This is a genomic window from Lentzea kentuckyensis, from assembly GCF_002150765.1.
GTDB lineage: Bacteria > Actinomycetota > Actinomycetes > Mycobacteriales > Pseudonocardiaceae > Lentzea > Lentzea kentuckyensis.
The window spans coordinates 1-17,379 of the sequence record NZ_MUYM01000052.1; the positions used below are offsets into that span (position 1 = coordinate 1).

Genomic DNA, 17,379 nt, shown 5'->3' on the forward strand with positions numbered 1-17,379 from the left:
GTCGCCGCGATCGCGGCGACCAGGGCTGAGGACGGTTCGAGCGGGGCTTGCAGCAGGGTCGTCGCCGCGACCGTGAGTCCGAAGGTGGTCCAGCCCGCGATCGGGGTGAACAGGGCCAGCGCGCTGCCGGCGACCAGGCCTGGCACCGCGATCCAGATGTGTCCGACCAGCAAGAACGGCAGGAATGTGAGCACTGCTTGTGCGGCCAGAGCGATGCGGCGGGCGGGTGTGTTCAGTCGGCCGAATTGGAGTGACTGCAGTGCGAGAACCAAGGTCAATGCGATGAGATATATGGCGGAATGAGTCGTTTCCCGGTCGCTCAGAAGCAGTCGTGCGAGGTCGGCCAGGCAGATGGCGACTACTGCGACGACCACTACGGCGACTACCGGGACGTGGATGATCCTGCCGAGTCTCGGCGGTTCAGGCGACTCATTCACGATTCCCCCAAGCGAACCGAGCTCGCTCCTTCGGCTGCTCGGCGAACCCAGGGCAAATGCTAGACAGTGCGGTCCCGCTGCGGATCATGTTCTGAACCGGTACAGAGCATACTGTCGAAGTTCATGGTTCGGGCGGATTTCGCTCGAAAGGACCAGTATTTCTCGGGCTGATCACGACGGGTGTTCGAGTGGTTACCCATAGGATTTGTTTGGGTACGTCCGGGCCCGTGAATATCTCACATCCACAGCGGTAGTTCGCCATCTCGGAGTCATGCCGCGCTACGTGGCGTTCGATAGCCCCGCTCAGGTGAACTTGATGGCACAACAACAGCAAGCCGCCGCTGAAACTGGAACTGGGGAGGGCTCCCATCATGGAGATCAAAGTTCTCGGACCGCTGGAGGCACGGGAGAACGGCATCTCGATCACGCCGAGCGCGGTCAAGCCGCGTCAGGTGCTGTCCCTGCTCGCGTTGCAGGCCGGGCACGTCGTCACGGTGCCCACGCTGATCGAAGAGCTCTGGGGGGTCACGCCGCCGAGAAGCGCGCTCACCACACTGCAGACATACGTGCTGCAGGTGCGCCGGCGCATCGAGGCGGCGTTGCCGGAGGGCAGCGCGGGCGCCGCGAAGAACGTGCTCGTCACCCGCTACGGCGGCTACATGCTCGACGTCGCGCCGGAGACCATCGACGTGCGCAGCTACGAGCGGCTCGCCGTCGCCGGTCAGCGCGCGCTGGAGGTCGGTGACCTCGAGTCGGCGTCACGGTTGCTGCGGTCGGCCACCGACGTGTGGCGCGGGCCGGTGCTCGTGGACGTGCAGATCGGTGTCCGGCTGGGCATGGAGGTCACGCGGCTGCAGGAGTCGCGGCTCGGCGTGCTGGAGGCCCGGATCGAGGCGGACCTGCGGCTGGGCAAGCACCAGTCGTTGCTGAGCGAGCTGTCCGTGCTGACCGCGCAGCACCCGATGCACGAGAACCTGTGCGCGCAGTACATGCTCGCGCTCTACCGCGCCGGTCGTCAGTGGCGTGCTCTGGAGGCGTACCAGTCGCTGCGCGACACCCTGATCGAGGAGCTCGGCCTGGAGCCGTCGGAGCGCCTGCGCCAGCTGCAGTGCGCGATCCTCAGCTCCGAGCCGACGCTGAACGGTCCGACGTCCGCGCTTCAGCTGGAGCGTCAGCTCGCCGGTTGATCGGCAATCGATCGGGGAGAGCCAGAAAAGTGGATACCGTCACCGGTGCGAGCTCGCTGGTCCGCGCGCTCGAGGACGCCGGGTGTGAAGTCATCTTCGGCATTCCCGGCGGGGCCATCCTGCCCGCGTACGACCCGCTGCTGGACTCGATGAAGATCCGGCACGTGCTCGTGCGGCACGAGCAGGGCGCCGGGCACGCCGCGTCGGGCTACGCGCAGGCCACCGGCAGGGTCGGGGTGTGCGTCGCGACGTCGGGTCCCGGCGCGACGAACCTCGTCACACCGCTCGCCGACGCCTACATGGACTCCGTGCCGATCGTGGCGATCACCGGCCAGGTCAACAGGTCGGTGATCGGTACGGACGCCTTCCAGGAAGCCGACATCCGTTCCATCTCCCTGCCGATCACCAAGCACGCGTTCCAGGTGACGGAGCCGGCGGACATCCCGGCGGTGATCGCGGAGGCGTTCGCGCTCGCCGCTGGCGGACGGCCGGGCCCGGTGCTGGTCGACATCCCCAAGGACGTCCTGGCCGCCACCACCACGTACACGCCGGCATCGCCCGTCCCGAACCCGCGGGTGACGCCCGCGGCCAACGAGGTCCGCCGCGCGGCGAACCTGATCGCCTCTTCACGGCGCCCGGTGTTCTACATCGGCGGGGGAGTGGTCCGCGCCGGCGCCGCGGCCGAGCTCAAAGCGCTGGCCGAACGCACCGGCATCCCGGTCGTGACCACGCTGATGGCCCGCGGCGCGTTCCCCGACTCGCACCGCCAGCACCTCGGCATGCCGGGCATGCACGGCACGGTGCCCGCCGTCGCCGCGCTGCAGCAGTCCGACCTGCTGATCGCGCTCGGCACCCGCTTCGACGACCGCGTCACGGGCGTGCTGGAACTGTTCGCGCCGAACGCCGCGGTGATCCACGCCGACATCGACCCCGCCGAGATCTCCAAGAACCGCAAGGCGGACGTGCCGATCGTCGGCGACTGCAAGGACGTGCTGATCTCGCTGAACGCGGCCGTGCGGCAGACGCCGGTGCTCACATCGTGGTGGGCGTATCTCGACGGCCTGCGCGACCGGTTCCCGCTCGGCTACGACTGGCCGGCCGACGGGAAACTCGCGCCGCAGCACGTGATCGAACGCATCGGCACGCTCGTCGGCCCCGAGGCGATCTACACCTCGGGCGTCGGTCAGCACCAGATGTGGGCGGCGCAGTACGTGGGGTACGAGCGGCCGGGTTCGTTCATCAACTCCGGTGGGCTCGGCACCATGGGGTTCGCCGTGCCCGCCGCCATGGGCGCGCAGTGCGGCGTGCCGGACCGCGCGGTGTGGGCGATCGACGGTGACGGCTGTTTCCAGATGACCAACCAGGAACTCGTCACCTGTGCGCTGGAGGGCATCCCGATCAAGGTCGCCGTCATCAACAACGGCAACCTCGGCATGGTCCGCCAGTGGCAGAACCTCTTCTACCGCGGCCGCTACTCCAACACCGGCCTGTCCACCCACCAGCGCGTGCCCGACTTCGTCGCTCTCGCCGAAGCGTTGGGCTGCGTCGGGTTGCGGTGTTCGGAGAAGTCCGAAGTGGACGACACCATCATGCGCGCCATCGAGGTGCGGGACCGGCCGGTGGTGATCGACTTCGTGGTGGGCGAGGACGCCCAGGTGTGGCCGATGGTGGCCGCCGGAACCGGCAACGACGAGATCATGACCGTTCGGGGCATCAAGCCCCTGTTCGACGAGGACCTGTGATGACCAGACATGCGTTGTCGATGGTGCTGAGCAACGTCCCTGGCGCGCTGGCCAGGGTCGTGGTGCTGTTCTCCACCCGCGGCGTCGACGTGGAGTCGCTCAGCCTCGACCCCACCGAGCGCGGCGACGTCTCCCGGATGGACGTGGTGGTGGGGCTGCCGGCCGGACGTTCTCCCGATCAGCTGGTGAAGCAGCTTTCCCGGTTGGTCGACGTGAAGAGCGTCGTGGCGGTCGCCGATCCCGCACGGGACCAGATCGGCGCCTGAGAAAGAAGAGGCCCACCACCCCAAGCCTTCGGGGTGGTGGGCCTCTTCGTCGCGCGGCGGGATCACACCTTCGCGGGTGCGTGCTTCAGCACCGCCGTCGCGAACTTGGCGAGCGTGTCGCCGGGGCTGGGGCCGTCCAGCGCGCCGAAGATCTGGCCTGCCAGCGGCTGGCCGTGGCGGTCCAGGTCGGCGTGCGTCAGCGTCACCTTCGTGGTGGCCGGGCCGACGGCCTCGAAGTCCACCTTGATGAACGACGCCCTGGTGTCCTCGTAGATCGGCTGCCAGCCAGGGCCGACGCGCCAGGTCATCACCAGGCGGGTCGGCGGGTCCCACTCGGTGATCGTGCCCCAGGCGATCTCCTGACCGTCGGCGCCGGTCTCGTAGTAGCGGCCGCCCACGACGGGCTCGATGGTGATGGCTTGACGGTCCCGCACGAAGACGTGCTTCTCCGGCCACCAGTCGAGCGGGTGCTCCGCGAAGATCGCGAACGCCTGCTCGATCGAGCACTCGACCGTGACGGACTTGGCGACATCGGGAGTTGCCTCCGACATGAGCCCTCCAGGTGTGATGGACAAATCGGACCGAGCATCCGCGAAACCGCTGCACGGCAACTAGAAGCGCCCTCGAACGAGGCTTCCTCCACCGGTCTTCCAGCACCGTTGTGGATCGTCGATGGCACAGATCACAGGAGGAGGGAGTCGTAGTGTCCCCAGTCAGCGTGAACACCTACATCGAGGTGAAGACCTTCTACGCGCTGCAGATGCGGCTGCTCGATGCACTCGACATCGAGGGGTACGCGGCTACCTTCACCGTCGACGGCGTCACCGACCACGCCCACCGCGGCGAGAAGGTCGTGGGCAGGGCGCAGCTCATCGCAGGCGCCAACGCCGCCTTGCCGCGCTACGCCAACGGAGCCGTGCGGCACTGGAACGACCACTACGTCATCGAAGAGGTCGACGAGAACACGATCAACGTCTCGTACTGCTCGCTGGTCACCAGGACCGACAAGGCGGGCAACGTCACGTTCGAGCCCACGTTCTTCATCGAGGACGTGCTGGTCCGCGTCGACGGCGAGCTGCAGGCCCGGTCTCGCACGATCCACCGTGACGAGCCCTCGCCCGTCGCCATCGCCGCGGCGGCGGCCGCCAGGGAAGGAGCCGCATGAACGACACCGGTCTCGTCCCGGTAGCGGAGAAGGTGGGTGCGCTCGCCGCCGAGCACGCCCAGGAAGCCGATCGGACGCGCAAGCTCGCGCCGGAGGTCGTGGCGGCCGTGCGGGAAGCCGGGTTCGCCCGGCACTTCGTCGCGAAGTCCTACGGTGGCAGCGAAGGCGGGTTCGGCGAGCTCACGCAGGCCGTCATCGCGGTCGGCGAAGGCTGTGCCTCGACGGCCTGGTGCGCCTCGCTCTCCGCGCTTTCCGCCCGATATGCGACGCATCTGCCGCGGCTGGGGCACGACGAACTGTGGGGCACCAGCCCGGACACGTTCGTCGTCACCGCTCAGCCACCGCTCGGCAAAGCCACGAAAACCGACGAGGGACACCGGCTCAGCGGGCGTTGGGCGTACGTCAGCGGCGTCGACTTCGCCGACTGGGCCCTGGTCTGCGGCATGGTCGCGCCAGAGACCAATTCTGGCGGGGAACCCGAGGCGCGCTTCTTCGCGTTGCCGCGCAAGGACTTCACCGTCATCGAGGGCTGGGACAACGCGGGCATGCGCGCCACCAGCAGCCACACTGTGATCGTCGACGACGTGTTCGTGCCGGAACACCTGTCGTTCCGGCGCGCGGACTTCATCTCCGGTAAGAACACCACGAGCGACCTGCCGGCGCACAACGCGCCGTTCCAGGCGGTCGGCGGCCTCACGTTCGTCGCTCCCGCGGTCGGTGCCGCGTACGGCGCGCTGAACGCGGCCGCGAACGCCATGCGGGGCAAGAAGGTCAACACCACCCAGGGCGTCGACCTGTGCCGGGCGTCCGCGCAGATCGACTCCGCGCGGTTCCTGGTGGAGCAGAACGCACAGGTGCTCGACGAGCGCACGTTCACGCCGAGGCTGATGGCGCGTTGCGAGCGCAACGCGGCCTTCACCGCGGACAGCCTCGTCGACGCCGTGGGCACCCTCGTCAGGGCAGCGGGCACGAGCGGGTTCAGCGAGACCTCGCCGTTGCAGCGGTTCTGGCGCGACATCGTCAGCGCGTCGAGCCACGTCGCGTTGCGGTACGAGACGGCGGTAGCGCGGACATGGCCAGCGGCGTTGATCGGCGAGTGAGGCTCGGGGTCGTCGGCTGCGCGGACATCGCCCGCCGCAGGATGCTGCCCGCGTTCGCTGGACTGTCCGATGTGGACATCGTCGCGGTGGCGAGCCGGGACGGGGAGAAGGCAGGCAAGCTCGCGGCCGACTACGGCTGTGAGGCCGTCACCGGGTACGACAGGTTGCTCGGCATGGACCTCGACGCGGTCTACGTACCGTTGCCCGCGGCGCACCACGCCGTGTGGATCGAACGTGCGTTGCGCGCCGGAAAGCACGTGCTGGCCGAGAAACCAGTCACGCCGTCGCTGGAGGAGACCACCGATCTCGTGGCCCAGGCCAGGGAGTGCGGGCTCGTCCTGCGGGAGAACTTCCTGTTCCCGTTCCACTCCCAGCACCACGAGGTGCGCCGGCTCGTCCTCGCGGGCGCGGTCGGCGAGGTGCGGTCGTTCGAGGCGGCGTTCACGATCCCGCCGCGGCCGTCCGGGGACATCAGGTACCGCAAGGATCTCGCCGGCGGGGCGTTGCTCGACGTCGGCGTCTACCCGCTCAAGGCCGCGATGCTGATGCTCGGTCCTGGCCTGCGGGTGCTCGGCGCGAGCCTGAAGGTCGACAGCACCTACGGCGTCGACGTCTCCGGATCGGTGCTGCTGGGCGCACCGGGCGGCGTCACTGCGCAGCTCACGTTCGGCATGGAGCACACCTACCGGGCGAGCTACGCGGTGTGGGGCAGCGAAAGCCACATCAGCGTCGACCGTGCCTACGCCCCGCCCGCCGATCTCACCCCGATCGTGCGGCTCGGTGGCGAGGAGCTCTCGCTCGAACCCGACGACCAGTACACGAACGCGGCCCGCAGCTTCGTGTCCGCGGTCCGGACCGGCGGCCCCACCTCCGGCGAGTCGGTGGAGCTGGCCCAGCTCGTGGACGCGGTGAGCGAAGCGGCGAGGTGAAACGACGAAGGGGCCCGGATCACTCCGGGCCCCTTCGTCGTTTTCAGGCATCCGCGGGGATGTCCGGCCGAGGGGTCGAACCCGGCACGCCGACGCGCTTGTCCGGCAGCACGCCGTCGACCAGGTAGGCGTTGACGATGTCGTCGAGCACGGTGTTGCCGGCGAACGCGTACACCTCGTGGTCACCGGAGTCCTCGACGACGACCAGGTGGTGGCCCAGGCGTTCGGCCATCGCGACACCGCCCTCGTAGCGGTCGAACTGGTCGCCGTCCGCCTGTACGCACAGCCCGACCGGATAACCGACCCGCTTGAGGTACGTCGGCTCCTCGAGGTTCTCGAACGTGCGGAACGCGCCGACCCACGGCTGTGCGCGCAGCACACCGAAGCCGTACGGGTGGTGCTCGCGGTGGTAACGCATGTCGGCGAAGTAGACCTCGAGGTCGGTCGGCCACTCCGTCTCCATCGTGATGGCTTCCAGCACCCCGATCCTGAGCTCACCGGTCGTGTCCTGCGGACGCCAGGTGCCGTTGCCCGCGATCAGCTTCTGGGCGGTGGCAACGTCTTCTGCCTTGCGCAGGTCGCCGACCAGGTAGCCCAGCGAGTCCCACTGCGCGCGGTCGGTGGCGCGCGTGCCCACCGCGCCGTCGAACAACGTGCGCAGGTGGACGGCACCCATCTCCTCCAGTGCGGAGACGACCTCCTCGACCGTCTCCAGCACCGCGGCGGCGGACCGGCCGAGTCCGAAGTGGACGTTGCGTTCGGCCGTCCACTGCGCCCACTTCTGCACGTTGCGGTACACGGCCTCGGCCTGCGTGACGAACTGCTCGCGCCACGTCCAGTTCGGGTTCACGCACGAGTCCAGGACACTGCGGTCCAGGCGCGCAGGGAACATCGACCCGTAGACCGCGCCGACGAGCGTGCCGTACGCGTACCCGACGAAGCTGATCCGGTCCTCGCCCAGCACGCCGCGGATGACGTCCATGTCCCGCGCGATGTTGCGGGTGGTGATGTGCGGGCGCAGGTCGCCGCCCGCCCGTGCGCAGGCCAGCTCGCGCTCGCGCATGTCGATGGCGATCTGCTCGAACAGCGAGTCCGGCGGCCGCGAGTCGAACGGTGCCACGGGCACCGCGACCTCGCTGTAGAGCTTGGTGGACTCGCCGATGCCGCGCGGGTCGAACCCGATCAGGTCGTAGGCCTCGCGCACCTCGGCAGGGAACTCCAGCGGCAGCTTGAGTCCCTCGCCGTTGTCGCCGCCGGGACCGCCGTTCACCGAGAACAGCACACCCCGGCGCTTGTCGGGGTTCGTCGCGCGCAGGCGGGAAAGTGCGATCGTGAGCTGAGCACCTCGCGGGTCGCCGTAGTCGCGCGGCACCGAGATGGTGGCGCGCTCCAGGCCGTCTTCCGCCGACGGCGCGGACCATTGCGGTCGCTGTTCGTAGAACTCGTGCAGTGCGTCGGGCACGGTAAGACCTCCGCGTCGGTTGCGTCGGGTTGTGAGGGTCGCAAAAGGCCCTAGAGGAGATCTCGAACCCGTTCGAGGGGAGTTCCAGGCGATCCCCAGGCCATCCCGGCACCGTGACTGGAGTCCGGCGAGCCGACCCGTGGGGAGACACCGCGATGGCCAAGATCACCTATGTCCACCCGGACGGGACGTCGTCGGTCGTCGACGTCGAGCCGGGCAACTCGATCATGCGCGGCGCGAAGCTGGCGAACGTCGAAGGCATCCTGGCCCAGTGCGGCGGTGGCGCGACCTGCGGGACCTGCCACATCTACGTGGACAAGGACAACACCAAACCGTTGCCCGCCATGCACGACCTGGAGGACGGGCTGCTGTGCGTCACCGCGAGCCCCCGTCAGGACAACAGCCGGCTGAGCTGTCAGATCCCGGTCACCGAGGAGCTGGACGGGCTCGTCGTGCACCTTCCCGAGAAGCAACTCTGAGGAGCGTTGAACCATGACTCGACGGGTCGCCTTCGTCACGGGCGCAACCAGCGGAATCGGCCTCTCGGTCGCGGAGTCGCTCGGCGCGGCGGGCCACGCGGTGTTCGTGGTCGCGCGTGACGCGGAGAACGTCGCGTCCACGGTCAAGCAGTTGCGCGAGGACGGGTACGAGGCCGGCGGCACGACCTGTGACGTCAAGTCCACAGAGGACATTCGCAAGGCCGTCACGAAGGCAGTGGAGACGTTCGGTCGCATCGAGATCCTCGTCAACAACGCCGGTCGCGGCGGTGGCGGCGAGATCGCCACGCTGGACGAGGCCATCTGGACCGACGTCATCGACACCAACCTGCACAGCGTCTTCCGCGTCACCAAGGAAGTCCTCTCCACCGGTCAGATGAACCAGGGCGACTGGGGCCGCGTCATCAACATCGCGTCCACCGGCGGCAAGCAGGGCGTCATCTACGCCTCGCCGTACAGCGCGTCGAAGCACGGTGTCGTCGGCTTCACCAAGGCCGTCGGGCTGGAGCTCGCGAAGACCGGCATCACGGTCAACGCCGTCTGCCCCGGTTACGTCGAGACGCCGATGGCCGGCAAGGTGCGCCAGGGTTACGCCAACCACTGGGGCATCACCGAGGACGACGTCCTGGAGAGGTTCAACGCCAAGATCCCGCTCGGCCGCTACTCCACCCCCGAGGAGGTCGCCGGCCTGGTCACGTACCTGACCACGGAGACCGCGAACTCCATCACCGCGCAGGCGCTCAACGTCTGCGGCGGTCTGGGGAACTACTGATGACCGTTGTCATCGTGGGAGCGGGCCAGGCGGGATGCCAGGCCGCGGTGTCCCTGCGAGAACGGGGACACCGCGGCGCCATCACGCTGATCGGCGACGAGGGTGTGCTGCCCTACCAGCGTCCGCCGCTCACGAAGGCCTATCTGCAGGGGGACATCGGGTTCGGTGACCTGGTGTTCCGGCCGGAGACCTACTACGCCGAGCACGACATCGGCCTGGTGCTCGACGACCCCGCGGTCTCCGTGGACCGCGCGGCCCGATGCGTGGTGCTGCGCTCCGGCCGCGTCGTCGGCTACGAGAACCTCGTGCTGGCAACGGGTTCGCGCCCGCGCCCGCTGCCCGGCGCGCACACGATCCGCACGATCGGGGACGCCGACGCCGCCCGTCCACGAGGTCGCGTGGTCGCGATCGGCGCCGGGTTCGTCGGCCTCGAACACGCCGCTGTGGCAAGCGAAGCCGGATGCGACGTCACGGTGATCGAGGCACAACCCCGTGCGCTGTCACGGGTCCTGTCCGAGCAGACGGCCGAGCACGTGGTGCAGGTGCACCGGCGGCGCGGGGTGAAGTTCCTCTTCAACGCCACCGTGTCCGAGGTGCGGCCGGACGAGGTCGTGCTCGCCGACGGCACGGTGCTGCCCGCCGATCTCGTCGTGGCGGGCATCGGTGTGGTGCCGAACACCGAACTGGCCGCCGAGGCCGGGCTGACCGTCGACGACGGGATCGTGGTCGACCCGTGGCTGCGCACCTCGGACCCGGCGATCTTCGCGGTGGGTGACTGCGCGCGCTTCCACCACGGGGCGCGGCAGATCCGGCTGGAGTGCGTGCAGAACGCCGTCGACCAGGCCAGCGCGGTCGCCGCCGTGATCACCGGGTCGGCCGAGCCATACGCGCAGGTGCCGTGGTTCTGGAGCGACCAGTACGCGATGAAGGTGCAGATCGCGGGAGTCACCGACGGCCACGACAACGTCGTGGTCACCGGAGATCCGATTTCCGGCGCGTTCTCGGTGTTCTGCTTCGTCGGCGACAGGCTGCTCGGCGTGGAGTCGGTCAACAAGCCGGTCGACCACGTCCTCGCGCGGCGGCTGATCGCGGCGAACTGCCCGATCCGGCCGGAGATGGTCGCCGTCCCCGGTTTCGACCTGCGCACCGCGGCCTGAGTCCCGGCGACGGGTGGCCCAGCGGCGGGTTGGCTCAGCGGCGGGCTGGCTCAGCGCCGCCCGCCGCGCACCACGTAAGCGGTGATTCCGCTCAGGAACAACACACCTGCCGTCCACAACGCCACCGCGTCGTCGGGGGTGCACTGCGGCCACGTGAGAATCCGGCCGGGCACCGATTGGGCGGGCGGCATGATCGCGCTCACGGCCCACCACAGCACCGGCGCGGCGGCGGCGAACCTCGCCCCGATCACCGTCGCGGCCAGTCCCGCCAGCCCGACCATGCCCGCTGTGTCGCGCACGACGAACTCGAAGCCGAACGTCTCGGACCCGAGTTCCTGCACCAGCAGCACCGGGATCGCCGCCAGCACGCCCGCGAGCACCAGGTGCCAGAACCGCCATGCCGGCCACGGCACCGCGGTGGACCGGTCCAGTTCGGGGTCCTGCCCGGCGAGACCGACCGTGATCACCAGCACCGCCGCCAGCGACGTCAGCGAGGCGCTCAACGGCGTCCACGGCGAGTGCATCGCGGACCACGCGAGGAACACCACCACCGGCAGTGCCGCAAGGGCAGCCGGCACGCTGCGAGAGCGCGCGTACAAAGCAACCGGCCTCATCGCGCCACCAGCACGTCGTGGATCCGCGCGGGATCCTGGCACGTCAGCAACATCTCCCGCACCTTCGCCACCCGGCCCAGTTGCTCGGACGGCGACTGGCTCCGGAACACCCGCCAGTCCTCCTCGACGGCGGAGCGCATGGACGAGCTGCCCCAGACGTACGGGTCCGAGGCCAGCGCGGTCAGTTCCCCGGTGAAGTAGGCGGCGGTCAGGTAGCGCACCGCGGACTCCCGGCTGTCGACGGAGTTCGGTTCGGCGCAAGGAGGGACACCCGCTCCGGCGAGCATCTCGAGCCGCATCTGCTCCGGCGACATCGTCAGCACGGAGGGATGGAGCTGTGAGTTCAGGTAGACGACATCGCCACTGCGGCGCGGCACCTCGAAGTGAGCCATCGCCGACGTGTCCTCCCGGACCGCGGTGGGCGGATGGGGCAGCACCGACAGCTTCTTCAGCACGTCGCGGCCCACCTCGGCGGCCGCGGGAAGCCCGGCTTCGTGCACCCGGCTCACGCACACCTCACCGTCGCAGACCAGCTGCCCGGCGATCGAGTCGGTCACCAGCACGTCGGACAACCTGCCCGGCAGGATCGAGACCGCGAGCGCCAGCGCGAGCCCGGCGGGAACCAGCGCCACCAGACGTCCGCGCCACGACCGCGACACCAGCAACAGCAACGCCGTGACCCCGAGTCCGGTGAACCACACGATCTGGCCGACGTCCACCGACGTGGAGGTGGTCACCAGGTCCGAACTCGGCGGGTTGAGAACGGGCGCCAGCAGCGCCAAGCGGGGCATCACGCCGTCGGCGGACCGCACGTCCTGCGCCTGGGCGGCCGTCATGGCCAGCGTGAACGTCGCCACCAACGCCACCGGAACGGCCAGCGGGTGCGGCAGCAGCCGTCCCACCGCGAGGCCGAGGACGACGCTGCCCGCCAAGGCGAGCACCACGGTCAGCATCAGCGGGACGAACCCGGTCGAGACGAACCCGCTGCCGGCGGCGACGCGAACGACCACACCGACGCACAGCAGCAACGTGGCCGCCGCGACCACACCCGCCACCGCGGAGGCGAGCGTGCCCAGCCGGACCCAGCCGGGACGGGAGGTCGTGGCGAACAGTTCGTCCACCCGTGCCCGGCCGTCCCGCATGCCCTGCAGGACGGCCAGACCGACCACGAGCGCCCACACGTACGCCAGCGGCTTGCGCAGCTCCAGCACCGCCGAAGTCGAGTTGTCCTGCCACTTCGCGCCCGTCGTCGTGAGCAGCACCAGCATCGCCGTGCCGGACACGATCACGAGCAGGCCGGCCCAGATCGCGGACGACCGCCGCAGCTCGATCCGCAGCCCCATCACCAGCCACCACCCTTGCCCGGCGCCGCACTGATCAACGCCGAGTAACCGCGTTCGATCGGGCTGTCGCCCACGTGGTCCTCCGTCCCGGCGGCGACGAGATCGGCGGGAGTCCCCTGGAACACCAGCGATCCCTCCGCCACGAGCACCACGTCGGTGCACGCCGCCGCGACGTCCTCGACCAGGTGCGTCGAGATCAGCACGCACGACTGCTGTCCCAGTTCGGCCACGAGTTCGCGGAAACGCAGCCGCTGCGCCGGATCCAGGCCCACCGTCGGTTCGTCCAGCAGCAGGATCTCGGGGTCGTTGACGATCGCCTGCGCGATGCCCGCGCGGCGCAGCATGCCGCCGGACAACGTCTTGAGCCGGTCGTCGGCGCGGTCGGCCAGCCCGACCTTCTCCAGCGCGCGTTGCACCGCGCCCGGGATCGCCTCCCGCGGCATCTCCTTCAACCACGCCAGGTACTCGACGAACTCCCGCACCGTGAACCGCTTGTAGTAACCGAAGTGCTGCGGCAGGTAGCCCAGCTTCCGCCGCAGCTTCCGCAATCCGGTGGAGCCGCCGAGCGGGGTGCCGAGCAGCGACAGCGACCCCGCGCTGGGCTTCTGCACCGTCGCCAGCGTCCTGATCAGCGTCGTCTTCCCCGCGCCGTTCGGACCGAGCAGTCCGTGCACGCCCCTGCCCAGTCGCAGGGTCAGTTCGTTCACCGCGTTGCGGCCACGCCTGCCACCCACCCGCACCACCAGACCGTCGGCCTGGATCTCCCAGGGATGGGAGGTCGGTGCGACCTCCTCGGCTCCCACTGCACGCATCACGAACTCCTCGACTGGGTACGGAAACGGACGGCGATCACGATCAGCCCTGCCGCGAGGACGGCCGCCCACACCGGTGCGGCGGCGCCGTCGAACGCGACGGACGTGCGGCTGAGCGCGATAGTCGGCAGGACGATCCCGGCGGCCCACCCCGCGATGAGCGTGATGGCGGCACGGGTGATGCCGATCAGGCCACCGAGCGCGAGCGTGCACGTGGTGAACGCGAGGCACGGCAGCATCCACTGGGTGAGCGAGGCCCCGGTCAGCAAGCTCGCCACCAGCAGACCGGGCACGACCACCGCGAGCACCGCCACGGTTCGGCGGAACACCAGCGGCAGGCCGGCACGCGGGGTGGAGGCGGCGAGTTCGTGGGCGGGGTCCATCGCCCGGCCCCACGACACGGAGACCCCGAGCACCGGCAGCACCGGTGCCACCAGCAGCACCAGCGAGATCTGCCCGCGCGCCACCGATCCGGCCTGGTCCAGCACCACGGCGGTGGCGGTGACGAGCAGGATCATCGCGAGCCACGGCCCGGCCACGGGGGAGACCCAGTGGCTGACGTGCCGCAACCACGACCGGGCCGGCGGCATCTGCGGGGTGCGGTCCAGCGCCGGTGCGAGATCGGCCCACACCAGCTCGGCGATCGGATCGGGAGCGAGGCGGTCGCGGCACGGAGCACAGCCCTCGAGGTGTGACTCGACGGCCCACAGCTGGTCGGCGGGGATGTCGTCACCTCGCACGTACTGGCGCAGCAGCTGCTCGCCGGGGTGGTGCGCGGTCATGACAGGGCCTCCCGCATCGCGATTCGCGCCCGCCTCGCGCGGGTCTTGACGGTGCCCTCCGGCACCCCGAGCAGCACCGAGGTCTCCCGCACCGACAGCCCGTCGAGCACCATGGCCCGCAGCACCTGCCGCAGTTCGGGGGCGAGCGTCCGCAACGCGTCGCCGATCTCGTCCCCGAGCACCGTGTCGAGCGCCTCGTCCTCGGCGGCGCGGACGCTGTGCTCGGGGGCCGCGGTGGCGGGCGGCTGGGCGTGGTGCGCACGCCTGCGGAACGCGTCGACCAGCCTGCGGGCGGCGATGGACCACAGCCAGCCGACCGCGCTGCCGCCCACGGCGGTGCCGGCGAACGCGTCGGCGGCCCGCCACACGGCGAGGTAGGTCTCCTGGAGCACCTCGGCGACGATCTGCTCGTCCGAACACCGCCTGCGCAGCCGCACCGTCAGCCACGGTGACGTGCGGCGGTAGAGCTCTTCGAACGCCCTGCGGTCACCTCGTGCGACCCGGCGCACGAGCTGCTCCTCGTCCAGGCCGGCCGGCTCACCCCGGATTGCTCTCACACTCCGCAAGACGCGGAGATCCGCTGCCGGGTTCTCAGATCGCTGTGGCGTGCGTCACAGCATGGTGATCAGCGGACGTGCCGGAAGAAGGTGCGGAGCTCGGACACGAGCACATCCGGGCGTTCGATGCCGGGGAAGTGGCCGCCGGCCTCGGCGTCTTTCCAGTAGCGCAGATCGGTGAACCTGGCCTCGATCCACGCCTGGGGCATGCGGGCGTCCTTCGGGAAGATCGTCACGCCGGTCGGCACGGAGACCTGGTGCATCGGCACGCGGTTGTGCGACTCCCAGTACAGCCGCGCGGCCGACGTCGCGGTCCCGGTGAACCAGTAGATCGACACGGCGTCCAGCAGCTTGTCGACCGGCACCAACTCCTCGAAGGGCCGGTCGTGGTCGGTCCACGAGTAGTACTTCTCCGCGATCCACGCCAGCAGTGCGACGGGGGAGTCGTGCAGGCCGTAACCGATCGTCTGCGGTTTGGTCATCTGGATGGCGGAGTAGCCGGCCTCGCGAGCCTGGAACTCCTTGAGCGCCGAGAGTCCGGCGTAGTCGCGCTGGGTCAGCTCGACCTGTGCCACGGGCGGGCCGGCGAACACCATCGTGAGGTGGATGCCGATCAACCGGGAAGCGTCGATGTGGCCCAGTTCCGCGGTGACGAACGAACCCCAGTCGCCGCCGTGCGCCGCGTAGCGCTCGTAGCCCAGTCCGGTCATCAACGACGACCAGGCGCGAGCGATCCTCTCGACGCCCCAACCGGTTTCGGCCGGCTTGTCGGAGAACCCGTAGCCCGGCAGGGAAGGCACGACGACGTGGAACGCGTCGGCGGGGTCGGCGGGGTTCGTCAGCGGCTCGATCACCTCCAGGAACTCCAGCACCGAACCCGGCCAGCCGTGCGTGAGCAGCAACGGCGTGGCGCCGGCGTGCGGGGAGCGGACGTGCAGGAAGTGGATGCCCAGCCCGTCGATCTCGGCGCGGAACTGGGGCAGCGCGTTGAGCCGGGACTCGACCGAACGCCAGTCGTACTTGTGCTCCCAGTGCTCCGCGAGTGACCGGACGAAGGACAGCGGCGCGCCCTGCGACCAGTCGGACACCGTCTCCGCGTCGGGCCAGCGGGTCAGCGACAGACGGGTGCGCAGATCGTCCACAGAGGACTCAGGGACGGTGACCTCGAACTCGGTGACGTTCATGCGTGGGCACGTTACGGATCGGGCCTCGAAGCGACCTCGAAAGCGGTTGAGCGGACATCCAGGGCATCTCCACGCGGGGCTGGCACGGTCAAGCGCGGCTGACGAGAAGGGAACCGCCATGACCAACGCCGAGACAGAGCTGACGCCTTTCCCCTGGCACCGCAAGTGCCCGTACCAGCCTCCGGAGGAATATGCGCAGCTTCGGCCGGAAACCCCTATCGCGAAGGTCGGGCTCCGCACCGGTCGCGAGGCGTACGTGGTCACGAGCTACGAGCACGTGCGCAAGCTCCTCACCGAGCCGAACGCGAGCTCCGACCGCGGCCACGAGGGTTTCCCGTACTACATCGACATCCCGCCGCAGTTCCGCACCGAGGGTTCGTTCATCGGCTGGGACCCGCCCAAGCACACGGCCTACCGCCGGATGGCCGCCGTCTCGGGTGAGTTCACCAAGCAGCGCGTCCGCGCGATGCTGCCCCGCATCGAGCAGATCGTCGACGAGCGGATCGACGCGATGCTGGAGCAGGGCCCGGTGGTCGACCTCGTCACCGCGCTGGCGCTGCCGGTGCCGCTGACGATCGTCTGCGAGATCCTCGGCATCCCGCACCAGGACCACGACTACCTGCACGACCGCACCGACAAGCTGTTCGGCGGCAGGTCCTCCGCCGAGGTGCGGATGGCCGCGATCACCGAGCTCAACGGTTACCTCGCGGACCTGCTGGAGAAGAAGCTCAAGGAGCCGGGCGAGGACCTGATCAGCCGCATCGTCGTCCGCTTCCACGAGGCCGGTCTCTACGACAGCCGCGAGCTCGTCAACCTGGTCCGCCTGCTGCTGAACGGCGGTCACGAGACCAGCGCCGCGATGATCGCGATCGGCGCCATGACCCTGCTGGAGCACCCCGACCAGTTGGAGAAGCTGAAGAACGACTGGAGCCTCGCGCCCAACGCAGTCGAGGAACTGCTGCGCTACCTCACGCCGGGCGACCTCGCGTCCTCCCGCGTCGCCCTGGCCGACATCGACGCCGGCCCGGTCACCATCAAGGAGGGGGAGGGCATGATCATCTGCGGTGGCGCGGCCAACCGCGACCCCGAGGCCTTCCCCGAGCCCGACAAGTTCGACATCACCCGCCCGAACGCGCGCAACCACGTCGCGTTCGGCTACGGCGTGCACCACTGCATCGGCGCCGAGATCGCCCGCGTCGAGCTCACCGTGGTGCTCACCAAGCTGTTCCAGCGCATCCCGAACCTGAAGCTCGCCAAGCCGTGGAACGAGCTGCAGTACAAGGACGGCGCGGTCATGTACGGCGTCTACGAGATGCCCGTCACCTGGTGACGACAACGAGAAGGGCCCGCCGGTCGCGACCGGCGGGCCCTTC

The 17,379-nt window shown here is 69.5% G+C and carries 19 protein-coding genes; 10 read left to right on the forward strand and 9 right to left on the reverse strand.

Features of this window, described 5'->3' with window-relative positions; genetic code table 11:
* Positions 1-278, reverse strand: a 278-nt coding sequence (locus B0F77_RS23760) for a hypothetical protein (protein ID WP_211293971.1), incomplete at its 3' end; no start/stop codon positions are given.
* Positions 279-808: 530 nt separating this feature from the next.
* Here B0F77_RS23760 and B0F77_RS23765 point away from each other — a divergent pair.
* Genes B0F77_RS23765 through B0F77_RS23775 form a run of 3 tightly spaced genes read left to right on the forward strand, consistent with a single transcriptional unit; the run spans position 809 to position 3,632 of the window.
* Entirely contained in the window at positions 809-1,624 is an 816-nt protein-coding gene (locus tag B0F77_RS23765; protein ID WP_086665181.1) for an AfsR/SARP family transcriptional regulator, read from the forward strand.
* The gene (locus tag B0F77_RS23770) at positions 1,624-3,366 is read left to right on the forward strand and encodes an acetolactate synthase large subunit (RefSeq protein WP_086665257.1); all 1,743 of its coding nucleotides are present in this window, start codon (positions 1,624-1,626) and stop codon (positions 3,364-3,366) included. The genes B0F77_RS23765 and B0F77_RS23770 overlap by 1 nt, the downstream gene beginning before the upstream one ends.
* Positions 3,366-3,632 carry an ACT domain-containing protein gene (locus B0F77_RS23775; protein WP_086665182.1) on the forward strand — a complete coding sequence of 89 codons (267 nt, stop codon included), beginning with the start codon at positions 3,366-3,368 and terminating at the stop codon, positions 3,630-3,632. Before B0F77_RS23770 ends, B0F77_RS23775 begins: the two co-directional genes overlap by 1 nt.
* A gap of 62 nt (positions 3,633-3,694) precedes the next feature.
* Here the strand turns inward: B0F77_RS23775 and B0F77_RS23780 are convergent, their stop codons facing one another.
* Entirely contained in the window at positions 3,695-4,183 is a 489-nt protein-coding gene (locus tag B0F77_RS23780) for an SRPBCC family protein (RefSeq protein ID WP_086665183.1), read from the reverse strand.
* 152 nt (positions 4,184-4,335) lie between these two features.
* Between B0F77_RS23780 and B0F77_RS23785 the strand changes: the two genes are divergently transcribed.
* The 3 genes from B0F77_RS23785 to B0F77_RS23795 are packed head-to-tail and all read left to right on the forward strand — an operon-like array spanning position 4,336 to position 6,826.
* The gene (locus tag B0F77_RS23785; protein ID WP_211293972.1) at positions 4,336-4,797 is read left to right on the forward strand and encodes a nuclear transport factor 2 family protein; all 462 of its coding nucleotides are present in this window, start codon (positions 4,336-4,338) and stop codon (positions 4,795-4,797) included.
* Positions 4,794-5,897, forward strand: a complete 1,104-nt coding sequence (locus tag B0F77_RS23790) for an acyl-CoA dehydrogenase family protein (RefSeq protein ID WP_086665184.1) — start codon at positions 4,794-4,796, stop codon at positions 5,895-5,897. The genes B0F77_RS23785 and B0F77_RS23790 overlap by 4 nt, the downstream gene beginning before the upstream one ends.
* Positions 5,894-6,826 carry a Gfo/Idh/MocA family protein gene (locus B0F77_RS23795; RefSeq protein WP_245848584.1) on the forward strand — a complete coding sequence of 311 codons (933 nt, stop codon included), beginning with the start codon at positions 5,894-5,896 and terminating at the stop codon, positions 6,824-6,826. Before B0F77_RS23790 ends, B0F77_RS23795 begins: the two co-directional genes overlap by 4 nt.
* A gap of 43 nt (positions 6,827-6,869) precedes the next feature.
* On the opposite strand, the gene B0F77_RS23800 is transcribed toward B0F77_RS23795, so the two are convergent.
* Entirely contained in the window at positions 6,870-8,288 is a 1,419-nt protein-coding gene (locus B0F77_RS23800; RefSeq protein WP_086665186.1) for an alpha/beta fold hydrolase, read from the reverse strand.
* Between the two features lie 113 nt (positions 8,289-8,401).
* Here B0F77_RS23800 and B0F77_RS23805 point away from each other — a divergent pair, with 113 nt between their 5' ends.
* Genes B0F77_RS23805 through B0F77_RS23815 form a run of 3 tightly spaced genes read left to right on the forward strand, consistent with a single transcriptional unit; the run spans position 8,402 to position 10,714 of the window.
* Complete coding sequence (locus B0F77_RS23805; protein ID WP_245848585.1) at positions 8,402-8,767, forward strand: 2Fe-2S iron-sulfur cluster-binding protein; 366 nt, start codon at positions 8,402-8,404, stop codon at positions 8,765-8,767.
* A gap of 13 nt (positions 8,768-8,780) precedes the next feature.
* Positions 8,781-9,557 (forward strand): SDR family NAD(P)-dependent oxidoreductase, encoded by a 777-nt coding sequence (locus tag B0F77_RS23810; protein ID WP_086665188.1) that lies wholly within the window; start codon positions 8,781-8,783, stop codon positions 9,555-9,557.
* Complete coding sequence (locus B0F77_RS23815; RefSeq protein ID WP_211293975.1) at positions 9,554-10,714, forward strand: NAD(P)/FAD-dependent oxidoreductase; 1,161 nt, start codon at positions 9,554-9,556, stop codon at positions 10,712-10,714. The genes B0F77_RS23810 and B0F77_RS23815 overlap by 4 nt, the downstream gene beginning before the upstream one ends.
* 50 nt (positions 10,715-10,764) lie before the next feature.
* On the opposite strand, the gene B0F77_RS23820 is transcribed toward B0F77_RS23815, so the two are convergent.
* The 6 genes from B0F77_RS23820 to B0F77_RS23845 form a co-directional block, all read right to left on the reverse strand.
* Positions 10,765-11,292: a hypothetical protein gene (locus B0F77_RS23820; protein WP_086665190.1), complete on the reverse strand. Its 528-nt coding sequence runs from the start codon at positions 11,290-11,292 to the stop codon at positions 10,765-10,767.
* Positions 11,293-11,324: 32 nt separating this feature from the next.
* Entirely contained in the window at positions 11,325-12,671 is a 1,347-nt protein-coding gene (locus B0F77_RS23825; protein WP_086665191.1) for a hypothetical protein, read from the reverse strand.
* Positions 12,671-13,483: an ABC transporter ATP-binding protein gene (locus tag B0F77_RS23830; RefSeq protein WP_086665192.1), complete on the reverse strand. Its 813-nt coding sequence runs from the start codon at positions 13,481-13,483 to the stop codon at positions 12,671-12,673. The genes B0F77_RS23825 and B0F77_RS23830 overlap by 1 nt, the downstream gene beginning before the upstream one ends.
* Positions 13,483-14,265 carry a cupin domain-containing protein gene (locus B0F77_RS23835; protein ID WP_086665193.1) on the reverse strand — a complete coding sequence of 261 codons (783 nt, stop codon included), beginning with the start codon at positions 14,263-14,265 and terminating at the stop codon, positions 13,483-13,485. Before B0F77_RS23835 ends, B0F77_RS23830 begins: the two co-directional genes overlap by 1 nt.
* Positions 14,262-14,813 (reverse strand): RNA polymerase sigma factor, encoded by a 552-nt coding sequence (locus B0F77_RS23840; RefSeq protein ID WP_086665259.1) that lies wholly within the window; start codon positions 14,811-14,813, stop codon positions 14,262-14,264. The genes B0F77_RS23835 and B0F77_RS23840 overlap by 4 nt, the downstream gene beginning before the upstream one ends.
* A 77-nt stretch (positions 14,814-14,890) precedes the next feature.
* Positions 14,891-16,006 (reverse strand): epoxide hydrolase family protein, encoded by a 1,116-nt coding sequence (locus tag B0F77_RS23845; protein WP_086665194.1) that lies wholly within the window; start codon positions 16,004-16,006, stop codon positions 14,891-14,893.
* A 118-nt stretch (positions 16,007-16,124) separates the two neighbouring features.
* On the opposite strand from B0F77_RS23845, the gene B0F77_RS23850 reads away from it, so the two are divergent.
* On the forward strand, positions 16,125-17,336 hold the full coding sequence (locus tag B0F77_RS23850) for a cytochrome P450 (protein WP_086665195.1): 1,212 nt from the start codon (positions 16,125-16,127) through the stop codon (positions 17,334-17,336).
* Positions 17,337-17,379 lie beyond the last annotated feature (43 nt).

Coding starts and splice junctions, on each gene's coding strand:
- B0F77_RS23765 (WP_086665181.1), top strand. CDS start 809: ATGGAGATCAAAGTTCTCGGACCGCTGGAGGCACGGGAGAACGGCATC.
- B0F77_RS23775 (WP_086665182.1), top strand. CDS start 3,366: ATGACCAGACATGCGTTGTCGATGGTGCTGAGCAACGTCCCTGGCGCG.
- B0F77_RS23780 (WP_086665183.1), bottom strand. CDS start 4,183: ATGTCGGAGGCAACTCCCGATGTCGCCAAGTCCGTCACGGTCGAGTGC.
- B0F77_RS23790 (WP_086665184.1), top strand. CDS start 4,794: ATGAACGACACCGGTCTCGTCCCGGTAGCGGAGAAGGTGGGTGCGCTC.
- B0F77_RS23810 (WP_086665188.1), top strand. CDS start 8,781: ATGACTCGACGGGTCGCCTTCGTCACGGGCGCAACCAGCGGAATCGGC.
- B0F77_RS23825 (WP_086665191.1), bottom strand. CDS start 12,671: ATGGGGCTGCGGATCGAGCTGCGGCGGTCGTCCGCGATCTGGGCCGGC.
- B0F77_RS23830 (WP_086665192.1), bottom strand. CDS start 13,483: ATGCGTGCAGTGGGAGCCGAGGAGGTCGCACCGACCTCCCATCCCTGG.
- B0F77_RS23835 (WP_086665193.1), bottom strand. CDS start 14,265: ATGACCGCGCACCACCCCGGCGAGCAGCTGCTGCGCCAGTACGTGCGA.
- B0F77_RS23845 (WP_086665194.1), bottom strand. CDS start 16,006: ATGAACGTCACCGAGTTCGAGGTCACCGTCCCTGAGTCCTCTGTGGAC.
- B0F77_RS23850 (WP_086665195.1), top strand. CDS start 16,125: ATGACCAACGCCGAGACAGAGCTGACGCCTTTCCCCTGGCACCGCAAG.